This window comes from Paenibacillus chitinolyticus NBRC 15660, from assembly GCF_000739915.1.
Taxonomy (GTDB): domain Bacteria; phylum Bacillota; class Bacilli; order Paenibacillales; family NBRC-103111; genus Paenibacillus_F; species Paenibacillus_F chitinolyticus.
The window spans coordinates 460071-481064 of sequence record NZ_BBJT01000004.1 but is presented as its reverse complement, the minus strand read 5'-3'; the positions used below and the strand labels follow the sequence as shown (position 1 = coordinate 481064).

Annotated in this window: 16 protein-coding genes; 15 read left to right on the top strand and 1 reads right to left on the bottom strand. The window is 59.1% G+C overall.

The window, feature by feature from the left end:
* The first annotated feature begins 185 nt into the window (after positions 1–185).
* The 15 genes from PCH01S_RS12175 to PCH01S_RS12105 all read left to right on the top strand — a co-directional run bounded on the left by PCH01S_RS12175 (position 186) and on the right by PCH01S_RS12105 (position 19807).
* The gene (locus PCH01S_RS12175) at positions 186–1049 is read left to right on the top strand and encodes a sugar phosphate isomerase/epimerase family protein (RefSeq protein ID WP_042229641.1); all 864 of its coding nucleotides are present in this window, start codon (positions 186–188) and stop codon (positions 1047–1049) included.
* Positions 1039–2787 (top strand): ABC transporter ATP-binding protein, encoded by a 1749-nt coding sequence (locus tag PCH01S_RS12170; protein WP_042229640.1) that lies wholly within the window; start codon positions 1039–1041, stop codon positions 2785–2787. The genes PCH01S_RS12175 and PCH01S_RS12170 overlap by 11 nt, the downstream gene beginning before the upstream one ends.
* Complete coding sequence (locus PCH01S_RS12165; RefSeq protein ID WP_042229637.1) at positions 2784–4529, top strand: ABC transporter ATP-binding protein; 1746 nt, start codon at positions 2784–2786, stop codon at positions 4527–4529. The genes PCH01S_RS12170 and PCH01S_RS12165 overlap by 4 nt, the downstream gene beginning before the upstream one ends.
* A gap of 41 nt (positions 4530–4570) precedes the next feature.
* Complete coding sequence (locus tag PCH01S_RS12160) at positions 4571–6343, top strand: ABC transporter ATP-binding protein (protein WP_042229635.1); 1773 nt, start codon at positions 4571–4573, stop codon at positions 6341–6343.
* Complete coding sequence (locus tag PCH01S_RS12155; protein WP_042229633.1) at positions 6340–8112, top strand: ATP-binding cassette domain-containing protein; 1773 nt, start codon at positions 6340–6342, stop codon at positions 8110–8112. Before PCH01S_RS12160 ends, PCH01S_RS12155 begins: the two co-directional genes overlap by 4 nt.
* A gap of 108 nt (positions 8113–8220) precedes the next feature.
* Positions 8221–9222 carry a bifunctional heptose 7-phosphate kinase/heptose 1-phosphate adenyltransferase gene (locus tag PCH01S_RS12150; RefSeq protein ID WP_042229632.1) on the top strand — a complete coding sequence of 334 codons (1002 nt, stop codon included), beginning with the start codon at positions 8221–8223 and terminating at the stop codon, positions 9220–9222.
* A gap of 12 nt (positions 9223–9234) precedes the next feature.
* Positions 9235–10731: a glycosyltransferase family 9 protein gene (locus tag PCH01S_RS12145; RefSeq protein WP_042229629.1), complete on the top strand. Its 1497-nt coding sequence runs from the start codon at positions 9235–9237 to the stop codon at positions 10729–10731.
* The gene (locus PCH01S_RS12140) at positions 10728–11168 is read left to right on the top strand and encodes a hypothetical protein (protein ID WP_042229627.1); all 441 of its coding nucleotides are present in this window, start codon (positions 10728–10730) and stop codon (positions 11166–11168) included. The genes PCH01S_RS12145 and PCH01S_RS12140 overlap by 4 nt, the downstream gene beginning before the upstream one ends.
* Before the next feature lie 15 nt (positions 11169–11183).
* Complete coding sequence (locus PCH01S_RS12135) at positions 11184–11669, top strand: adenylyltransferase/cytidyltransferase family protein (RefSeq protein WP_042229625.1); 486 nt, start codon at positions 11184–11186, stop codon at positions 11667–11669.
* Positions 11666–13387 (top strand): carbamoyltransferase family protein, encoded by a 1722-nt coding sequence (locus tag PCH01S_RS12130; RefSeq protein WP_042229624.1) that lies wholly within the window; start codon positions 11666–11668, stop codon positions 13385–13387. Before PCH01S_RS12135 ends, PCH01S_RS12130 begins: the two co-directional genes overlap by 4 nt.
* On the top strand, positions 13329–14015 hold the full coding sequence (locus PCH01S_RS12125; protein ID WP_042229623.1) for a D-sedoheptulose-7-phosphate isomerase: 687 nt from the start codon (positions 13329–13331) through the stop codon (positions 14013–14015). Before PCH01S_RS12130 ends, PCH01S_RS12125 begins: the two co-directional genes overlap by 59 nt.
* A 1-nt stretch (position 14016) precedes the next feature.
* Complete coding sequence (locus tag PCH01S_RS12120) at positions 14017–15954, top strand: carbamoyltransferase C-terminal domain-containing protein (protein WP_042229622.1); 1938 nt, start codon at positions 14017–14019, stop codon at positions 15952–15954.
* Between the two features lie 24 nt (positions 15955–15978).
* Positions 15979–17769 carry a carbamoyltransferase C-terminal domain-containing protein gene (locus tag PCH01S_RS12115; protein ID WP_042229620.1) on the top strand — a complete coding sequence of 597 codons (1791 nt, stop codon included), beginning with the start codon at positions 15979–15981 and terminating at the stop codon, positions 17767–17769.
* A 2-nt stretch (positions 17770–17771) separates the two neighbouring features.
* Positions 17772–18875 carry a hypothetical protein gene (locus tag PCH01S_RS12110; RefSeq protein WP_042229619.1) on the top strand — a complete coding sequence of 368 codons (1104 nt, stop codon included), beginning with the start codon at positions 17772–17774 and terminating at the stop codon, positions 18873–18875.
* Positions 18872–19807, top strand: a complete 936-nt coding sequence (locus PCH01S_RS12105; RefSeq protein ID WP_042229618.1) for an NAD-dependent epimerase/dehydratase family protein — start codon at positions 18872–18874, stop codon at positions 19805–19807. The genes PCH01S_RS12110 and PCH01S_RS12105 overlap by 4 nt, the downstream gene beginning before the upstream one ends.
* Before the next feature lie 207 nt (positions 19808–20014).
* On the opposite strand, the gene PCH01S_RS12100 is transcribed toward PCH01S_RS12105, so the two are convergent.
* Complete coding sequence (locus PCH01S_RS12100; protein WP_042229617.1) at positions 20015–20821, bottom strand: phytanoyl-CoA dioxygenase family protein; 807 nt, start codon at positions 20819–20821, stop codon at positions 20015–20017.
* Positions 20822–20994 lie beyond the last annotated feature (173 nt).

Genomic DNA, 20994 nt, shown 5'->3' with positions numbered 1-20994 from the left:
GCAACCGGTACCCGGAAGGGGCCGGTTTTTTTGCGTTCTCCGGCGGCCGTCCAGCTTAATCCCGCAGCATTACGCATGGAAACCCGAGAAGACCGGGCGGCGGAAACCTACAATAAACCTATGCGGCGAACCTGGATGGCAAACGATACGGCGGCAACTCACAAAAACAATGAAGGTGCGTGAAGATGACACAGATGTTTCATCGTTCGAAAGTTTCTTGCCAGCTCACTCCGTGGGGGGAGGCATACCGGACCGGCCTGAAGGAGCTGGCCGCGCTGGATGTGGCCTATGTGGAAATCGGCAGCCGGCTGCTTCTGCCTTTTGAACGGGAAATGGACCGATGGCGTGAGCTGCTGGACGAAACGGGCCACAGGGTGTCCGGTGTGTTCGAATTCGGGCATTTCGCGGGCTGGAACCGGCGCCGGGAAATCTATCTTCACCATGACCGGCTGGCGAGAATGCTGGAGTCGGCCGGAATCGGCCGGGTTATTCTGGGCCCCGGCATCCGGCTGAAACGGGATTGGACCGGGGAAGACCGGCTCCGCATGGCGGCCATGGCGGCCGAAATTAACAAGCGGTACGGCTTTCACGGGGTAGCCGCCGCCATTCATCCGCACATTTCCCACTGTATTTACACACGAGAGGAAATCGATTACGTCATGGAGCGGACGCCCGGCGATCTCGGGCTGGTCCCGGATGTGGGACATCTCCATGAAGCCGGTATCGCGTTGCGGGATCTGCTGGAACGGTACGGACAGAGAATAACGGCTCTGCATGTGAAGGACGTCCGTCCTGTAGAGGGCGATCCGGGGAGCGCCCGGCCGGGCAGCCGGAAAACCGTTTTTACGGAGCTGGGAGGAGGGATGCTGGATCTTTCTTCTCTCTTGCGGGACCTGGCCGGACATGACTTCTCGGGTTTTCTGACCCTGGAAATGGACGAGGTCTCCTGTCCTCCGGGTGAAGCCGTACGTCTGTCTCTGGACGTTCTGAAGAGTGAAAGTTCGAAATTCAGTCAAGAAAGGAAGAAAATAGACGGACATGTGGACTAAGCTACCGATCCTCCCTTATTTTCGCCTGGTCGGCCCTTATCTGAAGCAGCACAAAAGCCGCTTCGCGCTGTTAACGCTGCTGCTGGCCGCCAATATCGTCGTACAGCTTACCATGCCCTGGCTGTTAATGAAGTACTTCGATTCACTGAATTCTCCGGAGCCCGCGGAAAGGTTCATTTTTCTTTTCATCCTGCTGGGCGTGTGTTATCAGATTCTTTCGCTGGCTTCCGACTATGTCGGAGAACATGTCGGCTGGTCGGCCGCCAACAAGCTCCGCAGCCGGCTGATGCGGCATTGTCTGGGGCAGGACATCGCTTTCTTCCACCATTACAGCCCGGGAGAACTGCTGGATCGCGTAGACGGAGCGGTCAACGGACTGGCTGAGTTTTTTTATAAATTTGTGGTCCGGTTCACGAACAACCTGGTGCTTCTGGGCGTCACCCTCATCGTTCTTTACAACATCCACTGGAGTATCGGAGCCGTCATGACTTTGTTTGTGGCGGGCTCGGCACTTGTATATTACCTCCTTCGCGATTACGCGCTGCCGCATTGGGTCCGCGTCGGTGAAACGTCCTCCGCCTTCTTCGGTTTTATCGGCGAACAGCTGACGAATACGGAAGATACTCGCTCGAGCGGGGCTTCGGGGTACGTGATGCGGAAGTTTAAAGCGCTTCTGAATCAATGGCTGCCTGTTCATATGGAGGCCGGCCGGGCGTTCTCCGTTATGTGGATGAGTTCCATGCTGCTGCTGGGTTTAAGCACCATCCTCACATTCGGCGTCAGCTCATGGCTGTGGCATGCCGGTTTGGCAGGTCCCGGCGCCATCTACATGATCATGATGTACACGGTTATGCTGGTCGGGCCTATCGATACCATCCGGCTGGAGCTGGGCGCCCTGCAGCGCGCTTCGGCCAATATCGAACGAATCCGGCAGCTGTTCGAAATCCGGCCGTCGGTGGGCGACCCGGCGGAAGGAGGAGACACCCTGCCGGGCGGCGCGCTTTCCGTCGAATTCAGCGGTGTCGAATTCGGCTATACGCCCGGCGAGCCTGTGCTGCACGGGATCGGATTCAAGCTGGAAGCGGGCGAATCGCTCGGTATAGTGGGCCGCACGGGGAGCGGCAAAACCTCGATCGCGAGGCTGCTTTTGCGCCTTTACGATCCCCAGTCGGGCACAGTTTCTCTGGGCGGAACCGACATCAGCCGCGTAAAGCTGTCCGGGCTGAGGGAGCGGGTGGGCATCGTCACGCAGGACGTGCAGATTTTTAAAGGCACGGTCCGGGACAATCTGACCTTCTTTGACCCAAGCATCCCGGACGGGAAAATTGTCAGCCTGCTGACCGAATTAAGCCTGGACAGCTGGTTCGAGGCGCTTCCGCAAGGCTTGGATACGCAGCTCGAAGCCGGCGGCGGCGGACTGTCCGCAGGCGAGGCGCAGCTGCTGGCGTTCGCGCGCGTTTTTCTCAAGGACCCGGGGCTGATTATCCTGGATGAAGCTTCTTCCCGTCTCGACCCGGCGACGGAAGAAAAGCTCGACCGCGCCGTAAGAAAACTGCTCCGGGGAAGAACGGCTATCCTTATCGCCCACAGGCTGAGTACGCTCCGGCATGTGGACCGGATTTTGGTCATGGACGGCGGACGGATTGCGGAGAACGATCTGCAGGGGGCGCTGCTGGAAGATCCGGATTCGCGCTATTCGCGGCTGCTGCGTCAAAGCTTGCGCAACCGGACGGTATGAGCCCACTTCGGCTGATGTGGAGATTGTCCGTCTGCCATCCCCGGCTTTTCTGGAAGGGGGCCGCGATCTGGCTGCCGTTCAATTTGTCGCCTCTAATCGCGGGGCTGCTGGTCAAGCTGGTCTTCGACAAGCTGGCAGGCACCGGGGAGGAGGCCGGCGGGGTGTGGTTTGTCATCGCGCTGCTGGCCGTGAATGCGCTGGCTTCGGCGGGGTCCATCGTGTGGGGGACCCGGACGGAGACGGAGCTGAACTTCCGCGTCAAGAGCCTGATCCGGCAAAATCTGCTGGAGCATATTCTCAAGCGGCCGGGGGCCAGGGCCCTCCCATACACGACGGGCGAAGCTGTCTCGACGTTCCGTGACGATGTGGAAGAGCTGGCCGATCTGCTGCGTTTGTACAACCTGCTGCCCGTCAAAGTCCTGTTTGCGGCGGCGGCGGGCGGAATTTTATGGTCGGCTTCCCCCGGCATCACGCTGCTTGTTTTTTTACCGCTAGTGTTCATGTTAAGTCTCGGTCAGTTGGCGGCGGCTTCTCTGCAAAAAAGGCGGGAAGCTTCCCGGAAAGCCGAAAGCGGGATATCGGGCTTTATTGGGGAGGTTTGCGGCGCGGCCCAGGCGATCCGGCTGCAGAATGCGGAAACGTTCGTAAGCCGGCGCTTCCGGTCTCTCGGAGAGGTGCGCATGAGGGCCGTTCTGAAAGAAAGGCTGCTGGACCGGACCGTCTCCGCTTTTTTGACGAACACCACGCAGACCGGAACGGGTTTCATTCTGCTGGCTGCCGCTTTTCTTTCGGGGAAAGGGGAGCTGACCGTGGGGAACTTCGCCCTGTTTGTCGCCTATATCGGAGTGTTGACGGGGTTTGTCCAGTACGTCGGTTATCTCTTGAAAACATACCGACAGGCGAGTGTGTCCGTAAACAGACTCCTTCATCTTCTGCAGGAAGCATCGCCCGATACGCTGCTCGCGCGAAGGAAGCTGGAGCTGAAGGAAGAAGCTCCGACGCCGTCTCCGGGTCTTCCCGCCTCCCCAAGCCGGCTGCATTTGCTGGAGACCAGAGGGCTGACTTACCTTCACCGCGGCACGGTCAGGGGAATCCGGAACATTGACCTGCACATTCCCGGAGGATCGTTTGTGGTCGTTACGGGGCGTAACGGCTCGGGCAAAACGACGCTGCTGCGGACGCTGCTCGGCTTGCTGCCTGCGGATGCGGGAGAAATACGCTGGAACCTGGAGAAAGTGGAAGAGCCGGACATGTTTTTCACGCCGCCGCGGGCCGCTTATACCTCGCAGGTGCCGGGCCTTTTCGACGGTTCCCTGAAGGAAAACATTCTGCTCGGCTTGGCCGAAGAACGGCTCGGGGAAGCGGTCTATCAAGCTGTGCTGGACAAGGACATCAGTCAATTGGAAAAAGGTCTCGAGACGATTGTCGGCGTGAAGGGGGTCAAGCTGTCCGGAGGACAGATTCAGCGGACGGCGGCGGCCCGGATGTTTGCCCGCGAGAGCAGCCTCCTCGTCCTGGACGACTTGTCCAGCTCTCTGGACGCCCGTACCGAAAGCGAGCTGTGGAAGCGGCTGGATCGGCTCCGGGATACGACCTTCCTTGTCGTGTCCCACCGCAGGGCGGCTTTCGAGAGAGCGGATCATATCGTCGTCTTGAAAGACGGCGCTATCGCGGAGCAGGGCACCTTGGATGAACTTCTGCGATCCTCCGGTGAAATGCGGCGCTTATGGGACCGGCCGTAAGACCCGCCGTGAAATCTGATCCTGCAAGGAGGAAAAGCCGAGTGGCCTTTTTATCGATACCCAAGGTTCCGGTGCTCCGTTATTACAAGCTGCTTAGAACCTATCTGGCCGCGCTGCGCTGGCCCGTTCTGGCCCTTTGCGCCCTGGTCGCCCTGAATATCGGCCTGCAGCTCATCAATCCTCAGGTGCTGCGCGTGCTGATCGATACGGGACTGTCCTCTTCCGCCGCGGGCATAGCAGGGCCGGCCTTATTGTTTGCCGGGCTGGCTTTGGTTCAACTGCTCGCCACGATCTCCGCCGACTACGCGGGGGAATGGATCGGCTGGACGGCGGCGAACCGGCTCAGGGCGGACTTGCTGGAGCACTGTTTGATGCAGGACGGTTCTTTTTTTCAGGCGCATCCGGCCGGCGAGCTGATCGAGCGCATAGACGGCGACGTGAGAGGACTGTCCGGATTTTTCGCCATGCTGACAGTTTCGTTGTGCGGCAATCTCGGTCTTATCGCCGGGGTGCTTGCCGTCCTTTTTTACGAAAATAGCTGGATGGGAGCCGCTATGACATTATTTGTCGCGGCTGCTTTGCTTACGTTTGGCCGGATCAGGGAATGGACGCTTCCGTTCTGGGTGAGGGTGGGGGAAGCGGGCGCGGATTTTTACGCCTGTCTCGGGGACCAGTTGTCTCATACCGAAGATACGCGCTCCAGCGGAGCCGAAGCCTATGCTCTCTACAAGTTCAGGCGGATGCTCCGGCAGTGGTTTCCGAGGCATATGCAGGCCGGATTCGGTTTTTCCCTGATGTGGGCGGCTTCCGTCGTGATTCTGGGTCTGGGAACCGTTCTTGTCCTGGCGCTGGGCACGTATTTATGGACCGGCGATTCAATCACCGTGGGGACCTTATACATGATGCTGTTTTATATGGGCCTTCTTGCGGGTCCGATTGATCAGATCCGGGATTTGATCGGAAATTTACAGCGGGCCGAGGCCCATCTGGAAAGGATCGGCGGACTGCTGGCCGAGGTTCCGATTATCCGGGACCCTGAGCCGGGGGAGGAAGCGCCGCTTGGGGAAGGCCCGCTCTCCGTGGACTTCCGGGGAGTGCGTTTCGGCTACGGGGGCGAATCCGGCAGCGTCCTTTCGGACCTTACGTTCAGCCTGCAAGCGGGCCAGTCGCTCGGCATCGTCGGCAGGACGGGCAGCGGCAAAACTTCCGTGATCCGCCTGCTCCTGCGGCTGTATGATCCCGCAGAGGGCACTGTTCTGCTCGGGGGAACGGATATACGCCGGGTCCCGCTGGCGCAGCTTCGCGAGCGCGTCGGTCTCGTAACGCAGGAAGTGCGGATTTTAAGCGGAAGTGTCCGGGATAACGTCACATTCTTCGCCTCGCACATCCCGGACGAACGGATTGTGGAAGTATTGGATCAATTGGGGCTCGGGGACTGGTATCGCGCGCTGCCCTCGGGACTGGATACGGAGATCCGGGCGCAGGGAGAAGGATTATCCGCAGGCGAGGCCCAACTGCTTGCTCTTGCCCGCATTTTTCTGCGGAATCCTTCGCTGGTCATTCTGGATGAAGCTTCTTCCAGGCTGGACCCTTCTACCGAGGAGAAAGTACAGCAGGCCACTAACCGGCTCCTGCAAGGCAGAACGGCCATCGTCATTGCGCACCGGCTGAACACGCTGCGCGGCGTGGACCGCATTCTCGTGATGGACGGAGGCCGGATCGCGGAACAGGGGAGCCGTCAAGCATTGACGGAACAGCCGGGTTCCCGCTATTCCCGGCTGCTAAGACAAACATCCGGAAAGGAGACTATATGAACACGAAGCAGTTTTTATGGAGGATGGCCGCATACCATCCCGGATTGTTTTGGAAGGGCATCTTTCAATGGCTTCCCTTTAACCTGGCTCCGGTTGCCGCCGGCCTTCTGATGAAAGTGTTTTTCGACCAGCTTACGGGTCATTCGGCATCGTCCGACGTCACCTGGTTCGTCGTGGCTCTGCTGGCTGCCAATGCGGCCGCAACGCTGGGATCGATCCGGTTTGCGTCCCGCACCGAAACCGCGCTTAATTTCCGCATCAAGGGACTTATCCGCCAAAACCTGCTGAATCACATACTCGGCCAGCCGGGAGCAAGAGCTATTCCGGGGTCGCCGGGCGAGGCCGTCAGCCAGTTCCGGGACGATGTCGATCAACTGGCCGATACGATACGGAACGTGAACCTTCTCGTTGTCAAAACGGTCTTTTTCCTTACGGCGCTGGCCGTGTTATTCGCTATAAACGTCCCGGTAACGCTGGGCGTCATTCTTCCGCTGCTTGCCGTATTTGCTCTTGTGCAGACCCGGATCATCCGGATGAGCGTCCGGCTCCGGCCGAAGGGCAACGGACGGCGGGAATTGTCCGGCTTTATGAGCGAGGTTTTCCAATCGGTGCTGGCGGTCAAAGTAGCCGGAGCCGAGGACAGTGTAGTGGAAGAATTCTCGCGTCTTTCCGATGACCGGCGGAAGCAGGTTTCCCGCGATAGAGTCATGAGCCAGCTGATGTACGCGCTGCTTCCGAATCTGGTCCAGATCGGATCGGGCATCCTTCTGCTCGCCGGAGCTCGCCTGCTTGGACCGGGAAAGTTTACCGTCGGAGATTACGCCTTGTTCGTTCATCTGCTGCTGCATATGAGCAAGTTTATTGAGTACAGCGGAACCAGCATCACACAGATCAAACAGGTAAAAGGGTATTTAAGGCGCCTGAACTGGCTGCTGCAGGGTTCGTCTCTAGACAGGATGATCGACTTCAAGCCCCTGGATCTGGCGGAATCGCCTCCGGCCGCCCCGCCGCCTGCCGTTTCGGAATCGAGACAGTTCAAACAGCTTCAGACGAAATCCCTGACCTATTTTTATCCCGGCACCGCCAAAGGAATCAAGCGGATCGATCTTCAGATCTCCCGCGGCTCTTTTGTCGTCATCGTAGGGCGAGTCGGCTCGGGCAAAACGACGCTGCTCAGAACGATACTGGGTCTGCTGCCGGCGGCGGCCGGAGAAGTCCGCTGGAATAACCGGCGGATCGCGAATCCGGGAGAATTTTTTGTCCCTCCGCGCACCGCTTATACGCCTCAAGTGCCTAAGCTGTACAACGGAACGCTGAAGGAGAATATTTTGCTCGGCCTGCCTGAAGAGGGCTTGGAGCAAGCCGTTTATGACGCCGTGCTGGAAGAAGATGTGCGCCTGCTGGACAAGGGGCTCGATACGGAGGTCGGAGTCCGCGGCGTAAAATTGTCGAACGGTCAAATCCAGCGTTCCGCCGCCGCCCGGATGTTTGTCCGCGGCAGCGAGGTTCTGGTCGTCGACGACATGTCGAGCGCCCTGGACGCCGAGACGGAAAGCAGACTGTGGGAGCGTCTGAACGCCCGCGAGGAAGCGACCTGCCTTGTCGTTTCTCACCGGAGAGAGGCACTGCGTCGGGCCGACCATATTATCGTTATGAAGGACGGGGAAATTGAAGCCCAGGGTACCTTCCGGGAGCTGGCCCTCTCTTCGGAGGAATTCAGAGCTCTGTTGGACGAAGCCGGCGGCACTTTACCGGGGAATCGTCCTTAAAAAGCCGAGTGCTCCGACTCCGTGCTTCTTACACTGGACGTATGGAAGAACCGATTTGGCTTTGGCTAAAGCAAGCGGCTTTTTCCGAACAGAAGAGAAGGTGATGGATTGGAACCGAGCCGCAAAGAGAAGCTGCTGAACCGCCTGGGGCGCAAGCCGCCGGGAACCACGATCGTTCTCGGCGATATTCTGCTTGATGAATACACGGCCTGTACCCGGGATTATTCCGCTAACGAACACTGTGTCGTCCTGCGTAAAGGACCGAGCCTGTTTTTTCCGGGCAATGCCCTCAACGTTTCCTTGAATATCGCGGCATTGGACGGGAGCGCGGCCATTCTCGGCGCGATGGGCACCGATACCGAGGCGGATAGGCTGCGCAGTCTGGCAGGAGACCGGATTGATTCCGGCGGACTGATCGGCGAGACCGGCAGACAAACGACGCTGAAAACCCGGTTGTCGGACGGAGACGGTCTGCTGCTCCGCGTGGACAGGGAGGACAATACGCCGTTGTCCGCATCCGCTGCGGGGCTTCTGCTGAAGCATGCGGACAGCTTGCCCGCCGTCAGCTGCGCCGTGCTGTCCGACCTGGGCAAAGGCGTGCTGCCGGATTCTCTGATCGCCGGTTATATCCGCCGGGCGGCGGATAAAGGCATTCCGGTTCTCGTCGATCCGGCCGGGGAGAACATACGGCGCTACGCGCACGCCTCCGTGCTGTTCCCGAACCTCGCCGAGTTCAACAAGCTGACTTCGCGCAGTTGTGAAAATCCGGCCGAGGCGGCGAGGTACGCCCAAAGAAAGCTGGCCGAATGGGAGATCGGCGCTCTCGTTCTAAAGGCGGCGGAGGCGGGCAGCTATCTGATTACCACAGAAGAAATCCGCCATGTTCCTGCCTATTGCAAGGAGCCGGTTTGCGAGGTGGGCGCGGGGGACTCTTTCCTCGCGGCTTTTGCGGTCGGAATTGCCCACGGCCTACCGCTGGAAGAAAGCTTTATGCTGAGCAATGCGTCGGCGGCCGTTTCGGTTTCCAAGGCGTACACCTCGACAGTGAGCACCCGGGAATTGACCGCATTTATCGGACAATTGAAACAATGGGACGACAGGCGCCCGTGAGGAGGTGGAGTTATGGCGGACGAAGCTTTTCGGCAGCAGGTGAAAAACAGAAGGGACTACCTCCGGTCGTCCCGCGGCAAAATTCTCGTATGGACGGCGGCGGAATGTGAAGAAGACGTCATGAGGCTCCTGTCGGAGAAAACGCCCGATCTGGCGGCCGTCCGTCTGCGTATGCCGGATCTCGCCTTGTTCCGGGCGGGAGGGTTTACGGTGCTCCCCGTCATTGACCGGAACGGGCTGGAGGCTCTGGCGCGGTTTTTGCAAGGGGAGCGCGGCCGCGCAGAGATCGAATCCGATTCCGGCGCAAATCTTACCGCAGCGGCGGACTCCGGCCGGATTGTGACGGCGTTCGTTTTTCATGAGCCGAGGACAGAAAGCGTAACCGGTACCGGAACCGGCACCCGCATCGAAACCGGATCGGAAGCCGCGGATTACGCCCACCTGATCGGGGACATTCCCAAGCAGTATGAGCCTGCGGAGCTGTACGTCTACAGGGAACGGTTCTGCTTCCCGTTCTACTTCCGGGCGGCCGAACCGGCCGAGAAGCTGGACGCCCGCACCGCGGTTCGCGGCAAGCCTAAACCGAAGGCCGTTATAGCCGACTGGTTTCTCGGATACGGGGACGGCGTCATCCTGCTTCCCCTGCTGCGGAAGTTTATAGACAGGGAAGCCCGTCTCGGGCAAGAGGTGCATCTCATAGCCAAGGAAAAGCTGGCGTCGTTTTTCGGGACTTTCCTGCAAGGCTGCCGCATTTACCGGAGTCCGGAAAGCCCGGCCGTGTACGAGGCGGTGCTGCGGTCCTCTCTGTACCGCAAAGCCATTCTTCTGCCGGTTTCCGTTTCTTCGCCTCCTATGCGGCACATAAGCGGGCTGTTCGGCGCGGCGCTCGGCTTTAAGCGGCCCTACCCGCTTCCGGAACCGGCTCCCGCCGTTTACCCGCCTCTGCCTGCCGAACAGGCAGAAGAGCTGGCGGTACTGCGGGCGGCGGGCTGCAAGGCCGTGGGCATCCAGTTCCACACCGGGGACGCGAAGCGCTCCTGGCCCGAAGCCAGAGCCAGGGAGTTTATCGCCCTGTGCCGGGAATGGGGACTCGCGCTGGTCAATTTGACGCCGCTTCCTTATCCGGCGGAAGGGTGCAGCGACTGGAGCATGCTGCCGGTGGAGGAGTTGTTTGCCGCAATTGAAGGGCTCGACGCGGTGGTCGGTATCGACAGCGTCTGCGGGCACGTAGCGGGCTTTCTCGGCGTGCCTCATATCACGCTCTGGGGCAGAAGCTTTCCCCATCTGCAGTTTCCTTTCACGTCCGACGAGTCCCACGTCAGTTTCCGGACGCTGAGAGCCAATTACAGTCTCGTGCCGCAGAGCGCGGATATCGCGGATATCCCTGCGGAGCTGGCTTTTGCCAGGCTCACGGATATTTTGGAGGGAAGACTTTCGCCCGGCAAGGAACTTCATACGGCGGAGGACACGCTGAAAGGACAGGGGATAGAGTGGGTGAGCGGGCGATGAGCACAATCGTGTATATCTGGGACCGGACGAGGGACGGAGCGGACCTCGAAAATTTGCGGGCGGAACTGTCCCGGACGATCCGGGAGTACGGCTATTCCGTTTCCGCAGCTTCCGATAACGAAGGACTGGCCGATTTTCTGCTACTGTCCGAGGCGGAGACGACGGAAGGGAACGCGGAGAATAAATCCGTCCTGATCGTAACCGACGATGAGGAAGTTTTGTCCGATTCGGTTTGTTACCGGAGCGCGGAGGAGATCTGGCAGACGCCTTTCGACGTCGGAGGGATCGTGCTGCTTGCCGAGATTCTCGGGTTTGCCCACCGGTTTACGGGCTTTTCCTATTCTCCCATGTGCCTCGTTCACGTTCCGTCCCGTTCCTTGTCGTATCACCGGCTCGTTTCGTATTGGATACATAAATCCGGCAGAAAGGTCCGGTGAACGATGAGGAACAAGATGGCGGATTTGCCGGAATTGAAAGCGGAGCTTGCGCGGGTGCGGGCCGGAAAAAGCGGAGAGAGGACTAAGACCGTCGTCATGGCCGGAGGCTGCTTTGATATTTTTCATATCGGGCATCTGGATTATTTGCAGGCCGCCCGCGGCATGGGAGATATTCTCGTCGTGGCTGTCAATTCGGACGCTTCCGTCCGCAGAATCAAAAGCCGTCCGCCGGTTTTCGAAGCGGGGCAGAGGGCGGGTATCGTAGCCGCTCTTGAGGCCGTGGATCATGTGTTTATTTTCGGGGAGGACGATTGCTGCGAATCGCTGAGAGTCATCCGCCCCGATTTTTTTGTCAAAGGCTGGGATTACAAGGACAAAACGTTTCCCGAAATGGCGGCCGCCCGCGAAATCGGCTGTGAAATCAAGATTGCCGGCGAGGATAAGAAATCTTCTTCCTCCCGGCTGCGTTCTATTTTGCGGGGCGAAAGGAGGTTTTTATGAACATACTGGGCTTGGGCGGCTCTATTCACGATTATTCGGCTTGTCTGGTTCGCGACGGCGAAGTCCGCTGCATGATGGAAGAAGAAAGGCTTACGCGGGTCAAGCATTGTCTGGGTCTCGGGGGAAAAGTGTTCCGGTGCAGAGCCGCCGATTACTGTCTGCAGGCGGAGGGACTGGATGCCGGGGCGCTCGATCTGGTGGTAGGAAACGATCTGATCGACCCCGTCTACTATATGAAGTACGCGGACAGCATTCAATTGATCAATCATCATTTGGCCCATGCGGCCAGCGGGTTTTATCCGTCTTCGTTTCCAAGCGCGGCCGTGCTGGTGGCGGACGGAAGAGGCAGCTTCACGGGTTTTCCGGCTGAGCGGGAGACGGTCACCTACTATTTTGGAAACGGCTCGGAGCTTAGCGAGATCAAGAAGGTGTCGGGAACGGACACGCTGGATTTCGGTGCCGCCCACGATTCCGAATCCGGTCTGACGGATGCGGATATGTCCAACTCGGTCGGGGGGTTCTATGAACGGGTCACGACGGAGATCGGCTTCGGGCTGCTGCAGGAGGGCAAAACGATGGGGCTGTCGCCCTACGGAACCGCACGGCATACCGACGCTTTCGGAAGCTTTTATTCGATGGATGACGAGGGTAATTTCCGCCAGACTCTGGATCAGGTAAAAGAACTCCGGATGTATATCCGCCGGACGCTGGAAGCTGCGGAAGACCCGGAAAAGTTCCAGGCAAAGGCGGATTTGGCTTATGCGGTCCAGTATCATATGGAGCGCATCCTTGTGAAGGCCTGCCGGTATTTGTACAACGTAACGGGCAGCCGGAATCTGTGTCTGGCCGGAGGGGTGTTCCTCAACAGCGTCGCCAACTACGAAATATTGCGGCAGACGCCGTTCGAGCATATTTTCGTCCAGCCGGCGGCCGGGGACGCGGGTACTGCTATCGGGAGCGCGCTGTACGGCTACCATGTACTCGGCGGCCGGGCGCGCACGGCAGTGAACATTCCTTTCTCGCCCTATCAGGGCAAAAGCTACGGGCCGGACGAGTGCGCGAAAGCGGCCGGGGCATTTGCGGACCGCATCGAACGAGTGGAAGCCGCCGACGTCTCCATGAAAACCGCCGAGCTGCTTGCCGAAGGCCATATTGTCGGCTGGTTTCAGGGCCGCTCGGAAATCGGCCCGAGAGCGCTCGGCAACCGGAGCATTCTGGCGGACCCCCGTCAGGCGGCCATGAAGGATACGATCAATACCCGCATCAAGCACCGGGAGCATTTCCGTCCGTTCGCGCCTGCCGTTCTGGAGGAGAGGCAGGCCGATTTTTTTGACCTCGGCTGTCCTTCCTATTATATGCTGCTGGTTCCTCCTTTCCTGCCGGGCAAAGGAGAGGAGACGGCGGCGGTGTGCCATGAAGACCGGACCGGCAGAGTCCAAACCGTCTCGCGCGGGCTGAATCCCCGCTTCCATGAGCTGCTCGTGCATTTTGAGAGCCTGACCGGCACACCCGTGCTGTTAAACACTTCGTTCAACGACAACGGAGAGCCGATCGTCGAGACGCCGCATGACGCCGTCTCCTGCTTCCTGCGGATTGATCTGGATTACCTGGTCCTGAACGGGACGATTTATAAGAAGCGCAAGGAAGGAGGTGCCGGCCGTGAAAAAAGCGGTGAGCCGCCATCTGGACACGCTGGTTCGGAAGCATGGCCGTCTTGAAGACAGCCGGACTGCGATGGGGGAAGCGTTTGCCGTGATGGAGGGCAGCTTCCGAAACGGGGGCAAGCTTCTCGTATGCGGAAACGGAGGCAGCGCCTCGGATGCCGAGCATATTGTCGGCGAGCTGATGAAGGGCTTCCGCTTGAAGCGCCCGCCGGAAGCCGCATCCCTCAAACGGCTGAAAGGGCGGATGCCAGACACGGCAGGCCTTCCGGGCGAGCCGGTACCGCCTTGTCTGTACGGGCTTCAGCTCGGGCTGCCCGCCATCTCGCTTGTCAGCCAGACCGCTCTCGTCACGGCCGTTCTGAATGATCTGGCGGCGGATGCCGTTTTCGCCCAGCAGGTTCTGGGCTACGGGAATCCGGGGGATGTGCTTCTGGGCATCAGCACTTCCGGACAGGCGGCCAACGTAACGCGGGCCATGGAAGTGGCCCGGACGCTGGGACTCGCCACCGTTGCGCTGACGGGAGCGGGCAAGGGCCGGATACGCGCCTGGAGCGATGTGGTGCTCGCCTCCCCGTCTTCCGTAACGGATGAAATCCAGGAAGACCACGTGAAGATGTACCATACCCTCTGCCTCATGCTGGAAGAGGAGTTTTTCGGACCGGAATCGGAAACGGAGGGATAGCATGCAAGACGGCTATTATTTGTCCGCTTATTTGCACATCGATCCTCTGGATCATTTGCTGGGAACGATTATCCGTCACGACCAGAACGCGGCTTTGTTTCAGAAGAGCGGGAGGACGGTGAAGCTGATCCGGCTGTGGGAGCTGGAGCGTGTGACGGGGATTAAGGAGCACTACGTCTCCTTCCATAGCCCGGAGCAGGCGAAGCGCGTTCTGAACGAGCTTTTGAAGCCGCTCGGCTTGTCGCTCCGGGACATGGTGGAAATATGGGGGACTCCGGGCTTGCAAACGGCGGCTGATTATCACAGCGTTCAGGAATACCGGGATCTTTCTTATCACAGCATTTCCCATCTGTTTTCTGCGGTTATGGCGGATTCGGAGTTGTTTTATAACAAGCGCATTCTCGGTTTTTCGGTTGACGGCGGTCCCGACGGGGTTGTGGACACGAGGGAACGGACGGAGAAATATTTCTTCACCGGAGGCTATATAAACGAGGGCAGGGTTAACCTGTTTCCGGCGGAATCGCCGGGTATGCTCTGGGGTTGGGCCAAGTTTTATTTCCGGATGCGGGAGGGCACGCTCATGGCGCTTGCTTCGGCAAGCACGAGCGAGATCTACGGGGAGAGGACGGCCGGCTTTCCCGTGCTGGACGGACTGCACGACATGTGGGAGTCGGACTGCATCCGCGACCTCGTCAACCGGGTCGAGCAGTTGACCGACGAGGATGCCGGGCGGTTGTTCAACGGATTCGATCCCCGTTTCTCCCGGCGGGAGAACAAGATCAGCATGATCATGAAAATCGTCCAGCAGGTCTCGATGGAAGTCATGGACGCCAATATCGACCGCAGCCTGGCGGCGTACTCCATCGATCCGTCGGAAACTTATCTGGCGCTGGCCGGCGGTTTTGCGTTGAACTGCCCGACGAACAGGCATTTGATGAATAAATACGGGTTTGCCGGATTTATCGCGCCTCCTTGCGTCGGAGATTCCGGGCTTTCGCTGGGGATGGGGCTCTATGCTTTCCACAAAAAGCTCCGGGGGGAACCGTTCGAGTTTAAGCTGGCTCACGCCTATTTCGGGGAGCCGGACTCTTCCCTCCCGGACATCCTTTCGAGTGAAGCCTATGCCCCGTTTATCGAGGGGGCCGGGCCGATGACCGAACAGCAGGCGGCGCGGGATATTCAGCGGGGCCTCGTCCTGTGGTTCGACGGCGAGTCGGAAATCGGCCCCCGCGCGCTGGGACACCGCTCTCTTCTGGGAGATCCGCGGACGGAAGAATCGAAGCGCATGGTGAACGAGGTCAAGCAGCGGGAGTGGTGGAGGCCTGTAGCGCCGATCATTCTGGAAGAGGAGACGGCGGAATGGTTCGAGACGGATTATCCGTCGCGGTTTATGCTGCATACGTTCAAGGCGAGGCCAGACAAGGCTCCCCTCATTCCGGGGGTGCTGCATCTGGACGGCAGCGCCCGTGTTCAGAGCATCGGCCGTCTGGAGAATCCCCGCTTGTACGGGGTCATCGGCGAGTTCCGGAAGCAGACCGGCGTCCCCGTCATTTGCAATACGTCGTTGAACGACCGGGGCGAGCCGATCGTCAACATGATCCATGAGGCGCTCAATTTCGCCCTCCGCAAAGGCATACCGGTGGCTTATATCAACGGGATGCGCATCCGGCTGCGGAATCATGGCGATTACGCCCAGGCTCATGAAGGTCCGTATCCCCGCAGGATCGGCATGAATGCCTTGAGCGACCGGGAAAAGGAGGCAGCGTGGAAGGAGCTGAACCCGTGGGACGTTCCCCGCGACGTGCTCTACCATTACCGGGACCCCAACGAACAGGAACCGGCGGGTGTTTACGACATCCGCAGCCGGGAAGATGCCGAGCGGCTGTGCAGGGAAGTCCGGCTTGTGCAGCGGCATAAGAAATTGTTCCGCACGATCTAAACTGGCGTAAAGGCGTGAATAACGATGCTCATATTGGGATTGGGAGGTTCTATCCACGATTTTTCCGCTTGTCTGCTGCATGAAGGAAAAATCGTATGCGCGATCGAGGAAGAGCGGCTGTCCCGCTCCAAGCAGGCTTTCGTCGATGCCTCGACCTTTCGCTGCAAAGCGGCCCGGTACTGTCTGGATTATGCGGGCGTGACCGAAAAAGACGTCGATCTTATCATCGGCGCGGACAATATCGAAAGCCGGTATTACGCCCGGTATGTCCCGGGAATCCGGCTGATGAACCATCATCTCGCTCATGCGGCGAGTGCGTTCTATCCGTCTCCCTTCACCGAAGCGGCGGTACTCGTGGCCGATGGCCGGGGCAGTTACCTGGACCGGGAGAACAAGATCGTGGAAACCGTTACTTACTATGCGGCAGGAGGTGCTGAAATCCGGGAAATCCGAAAGGTTGCGGGCCGGGAGAGTGACGATTTCCGCAACGTGTCCAACTCCGCCGGCCTCTTCTACTTGGCCGTGACGGAGGAGATCGGGTTCGGGCCGATGTACGACGAGAAGACGCTGGCCGTCTCCGCGTATGGAACCGACCGGCTGGTGGAGCCGTTCCGCGCCTTCTATTCCCTGGACGACGAGGGCGGGTTCAGCCAGACTCTCGGGCAGATGAACGAACTCCGGAGTCTTATCCGCGCGGAGCTCGGCCGCTCGGAAAGCGGCGGCGAGCTGTTCCGGACGAAGGCGGATGCGGCCTATGCCGTGCAGGTTCATCTGGAGCGGATACTGATCCATGCCTGCCGGTATTTGCATAAGCGGACGGGCTCGGACAACCTCTGCCTGGCCGGCAGCGTTTTTCTGAATCATGCGGCCGTAAACAGGCTGCTGCGGGAGACTCCCTTCAAGCGGCTGTATCTGCCGCCTGCCCCAGGCGATGCCGGAGCCGCGGTGGGAAGCGCACTGTACGGGCATTATGTGCTGGGCGGGCACCACAGAGAAGCGCTTCTCCCGGCCACCCCATACTTGGGGAAACCGTATCCGGCGGAAGCTATGGAAGAAGCCGCGCGCAAGGCCGGGGATTTCCTGGAGGAAGTGAAGACCGAGGATATCAACGGACAAGCGGCACGACTGCTTTCGGAAGGAAATCTGGTCGCCGTTTTCCGGGGAGGCGCGGAGTTCGGGCCGAAGGCGCTGGGAAACCGGAGCATCCTTGCGGATGCGGGGTTTCCCGGAAACATCTCGCGGCTGAACTCGGCCAAAAAGCGGGAAGCTTTCCGCCCCTTCGGTTACATTGTGTTGGAAGAGGATGCCGGTAAGGCGATCCCGCCGCAGGGAGAACGCCGGTTTCAGGCGCATGCAGCCGAGGCGTACGCGTCCGGCAGGCTTGACGATGCGGAGAGTGTCGGGGCAAGCCCGGCAGACCGGACAGACCCGGCGGGCCCAGTAAACCCGGCCAGCCTGGCAGACCTGGCAGACCCCGCAACCCCTGTAACCCCGGCAAACCGGACAGACCCGGTGGGCCCGGTAAACCCGAGAGACCCAGCAACCCCGGTAAACCCGCGGGGCCTGACGACGGAGGGGGCAGCGCAGATGCATGCCATCTCTCCCGGATTAAATGCGGAAATGGCCGCTCTTTTAGAAAGCTACAAGCGCATAACCGGCTGCCCGCTGCTCCTTAACACTTCGTTCAATCTGGACGGAGAGCCGATGGTGGAGACTCCGGCGGAGGCCGTCCGCTGCTTCCTGAAAGCCGAGCTGGATGTTCTCCTGATGGGGAATAAGCTGTATCGACGGAAAAAAACGGAAGGGGAGGCATAGGCGTGAAGCATTTGGACGACAAGCTGCTGCAAGATTTCCGCCGTTTTTACGAAAGCATTCCCGAAAAGAACGGCGTGTATTATTTGTTCTTCACGACGGGACTTCTTCACTGGGCGGCCAAATCGCTTCAATTCGTACCGGACACGGTTCCGGTCGTCTTAATCGGGGCGGGGTTTACCGAAGAAGAGCAAATCTGGGTCCGGCAAGAGATCCGGCGCCCTTTCTTTTGTTTCGGGGAAAAAGTAGACGAGGGAATTGTCTGGCATTACCTGACGGCCGTAAACAGGGAGGACTTCGGGTGGCTGGATATCGACTGTTTCGTTTTGAACGACCGGCTGTTCGGTGAAATGGCCCGCGTACCGCGCTCGGCCTCCATGAACTGCGTGTGGTCGTATGAGTACGGAAAAAGAACGGTCCCCCCGGCGCATTTTGATTTTCGCGTCCTCCGGACGTTCTTCTTGTTCATTAACCAGGATGTTATCCGCGAACTGGACGACGGGGATCTGCCCTGGTCGCCCCGGCCGTTTCTTCTTGATGCGGCGCCGGTCTCGTCCTCTTTTAAAAGGTACGATACGCTCCACGTGCTGGACGATGCCCATAAACGCACACTGGCCCGAATCCTCCCGGAAAACGGCGACGGAACGCCGATATTTCCCGCCCAGATCATAAAGAAGGACGGGGTCGTGACCCGCCATCTGGACACCCTGGTTCTGTATCAGCTTCTGGCATATTCCCGGGGATATCCCCTTCATCGCGTAAGATGTCTGGATGAAGACGAGACTGCTTTGTCGGATGAAGTCGTGCATATCGGTTCCGTCTCTTATTACCGTTCTTTTGCGGATCCCGGCTATGAGGTGGTTAGCGGGGAAGAACGGGCCCGGTACAACGAAATCTATGAAAGAGTCCTGCTGCTGGACTATACGATAGTCAGCCAATTCGAACGGCGTCTTCCCAGATCTTACTCCGTTTACCGCAGAATGCTGGAACGGGATATCAAACGGCTGGGCATATCTTCCGAACATGTGAAGGAAGCAGCTTTACAAAAGCTGACCGGTCAGGGCATGAGCCGGGAAGCGGCCGAACGCATCTGCGGGGACCCGCTATGAGGAAAGCCGCACGCAAAGTCCTTGTTACCGGAGCGGGTGGGTATATCGGGTGCAGCCTTGTGCCCGAGCTGGCTAAGCGGGGGTATGAAGTCCTGGCTCTGGACAAGTATACCCGGAGCCAGGACAGGCATTTTATTCACTCGGGCGTAAGCCGGATTTATGCGGATACGAGAACATGGAGCGGCGAAGGGCTTGAAGGCATAGACGCCGTTATCGATCTGGCCGCCATTTCCCATGACCGCCGGGGGGAAATCACTCCGCACGAGACGCTGGATATCAATCAGTTTGCACGCTACCGGACTGCGAAGAAATCCAGGGAAGCGGGAGCGGGGCGGTATATTTTGATGTCCACCTGCGGCGTGTACGGATTCCGGGACGATCCGGGCGGAGCGGATGAGAAAGCGGTCCCGAACCCGCTGACGACTTACGCCAGAGCCGCCTCCCGGTCGGAGCGGGATATTCTTCTTCTCGGCAGGGAAGGGTTTGACGTCACGGTGGCGCGTCCGGCCATCCTTTACGGATACTCTCCGAGAATGAGATTCGATCTCGCCGTTAACGCGATGGTCCGGGCGGCGTGGCAGACCGGTACGATCACTCTCCAGGGCGGGGGCGGGCAGTGGAGGCCGTTCGTCCATCTGAAGGATGCCGTCGAGGCCGTCTGCTGTCTGCTGGAAGCTCCTGCGGAGAAGGTGTCCGCCCAGATATTCAACATCGGTTCCGGTGGGCAGAACATCCGGATCGGGGATCTGGCGGAGCTCGTTGCGGCCGTACTGCCGATTCCCGTCGAGATCCGACGGGAGGGACCGGCCGATCCGAGGTCTTACCGGATCAATGCGGATAAGATCGGCGCGATGCTGGGCTGGAAAGCATCGCATTCGCTGAAAGAAGGGATTGAAGAGCTGTACGGAAAACTCGCCCGGGGTCTCGTCTGAAACGCCCGTTCTCCTTCATCAAGGGGCTTCTCCTTCGGAGCTTCTCCCTACGTCGCAGCCCCGAAGGAGAAGTCCCCAAACCGGAACAAAGAAGCTTCCAAACCCGCATCGCGCAGCGGGTCGGGAAGCTTCTTTCAGGTTTCCGAATCCGGGTTAAAGGCATCCGCTGAGAAGGATCGCAGATTGACTTCGGGGACGGATCGCTCCTTAGCTGCCTTTTTTATACACGAGCGGGTTAAAAGGGGTGTCCGCCGTCTCGCCCGTCTTCTGTCCCCCGAAGTATTGGTTAAGATGCCCGGTAGGGTCGGTCTCGAAAGGATTGACGATAGAGGCTCCGTCCTCGTAATACATCATCGTCATGGCTTCACGGGTATCACTTGTTTCGTTGGGCGGGGCATTGTGAAGCGTCCAGCCCGCGTGAAAGGTCACGTCTCCCAGTCCGATTCCGCCGTAAGTCATCTCCTCCAGCCCGAGTCTGTACGCCGCTTTCAGGTTCTGCTTGGCTGTTTTTCCGCGATTATCGAGCGTATGGGACCGCGAAATAAAGTGAAGCGAACCCATGGAAGCGGTAACCTCCCGAAGAGGAATCCAGGCTGTAATGGAGCGGTCCGTGTCGAGAAGCATGTAGTTGTTGTCCTGATGCATGGGCGTTGCGGCCGCACCGGGCTGTTTGAAGAAGGCGGAGTCCCGGTAAATCCGGACGCCTTCCACGCCCATCAGGTCGGCGGCGATCTTGGCAATCCGGCGGGAAGCGGTGAAGCGCCCGACATCCGGGTGGCGGAGACGCAAATTGACCGTGCCGGAATCGTCCGGACCCGATGAGGGGATCGTATTGGTCATGTAATCGCGGATGGCTTCCAGAATGCGGGGCCGGTAGGCCGTAATTTCCGCTGGGGTGAGAACCTGTTTCAAACAAATATGCCCGTTGTCTCTGAAATAACGGATTTGCTCCTGCGTCAGCGTGTAGCCCGACGATAAATCCGGCAGGGCTTTGTTTGCGGATTCGGATTTCAACTGAATACCTCCTTGTGCGCGTTTACTTTTTTTCTATTATAGAATCCGGTCCGTTTCGGGCCTCAGGTTTTCTTGTCCGGTTAACGCCTTAGAAACGAAGCGGGAAAGAATGTCCGATTAACGAGCAAGAAGTTCAGATTGTCCGTTCCACGGCGTTGTTAGAATGGAAATAA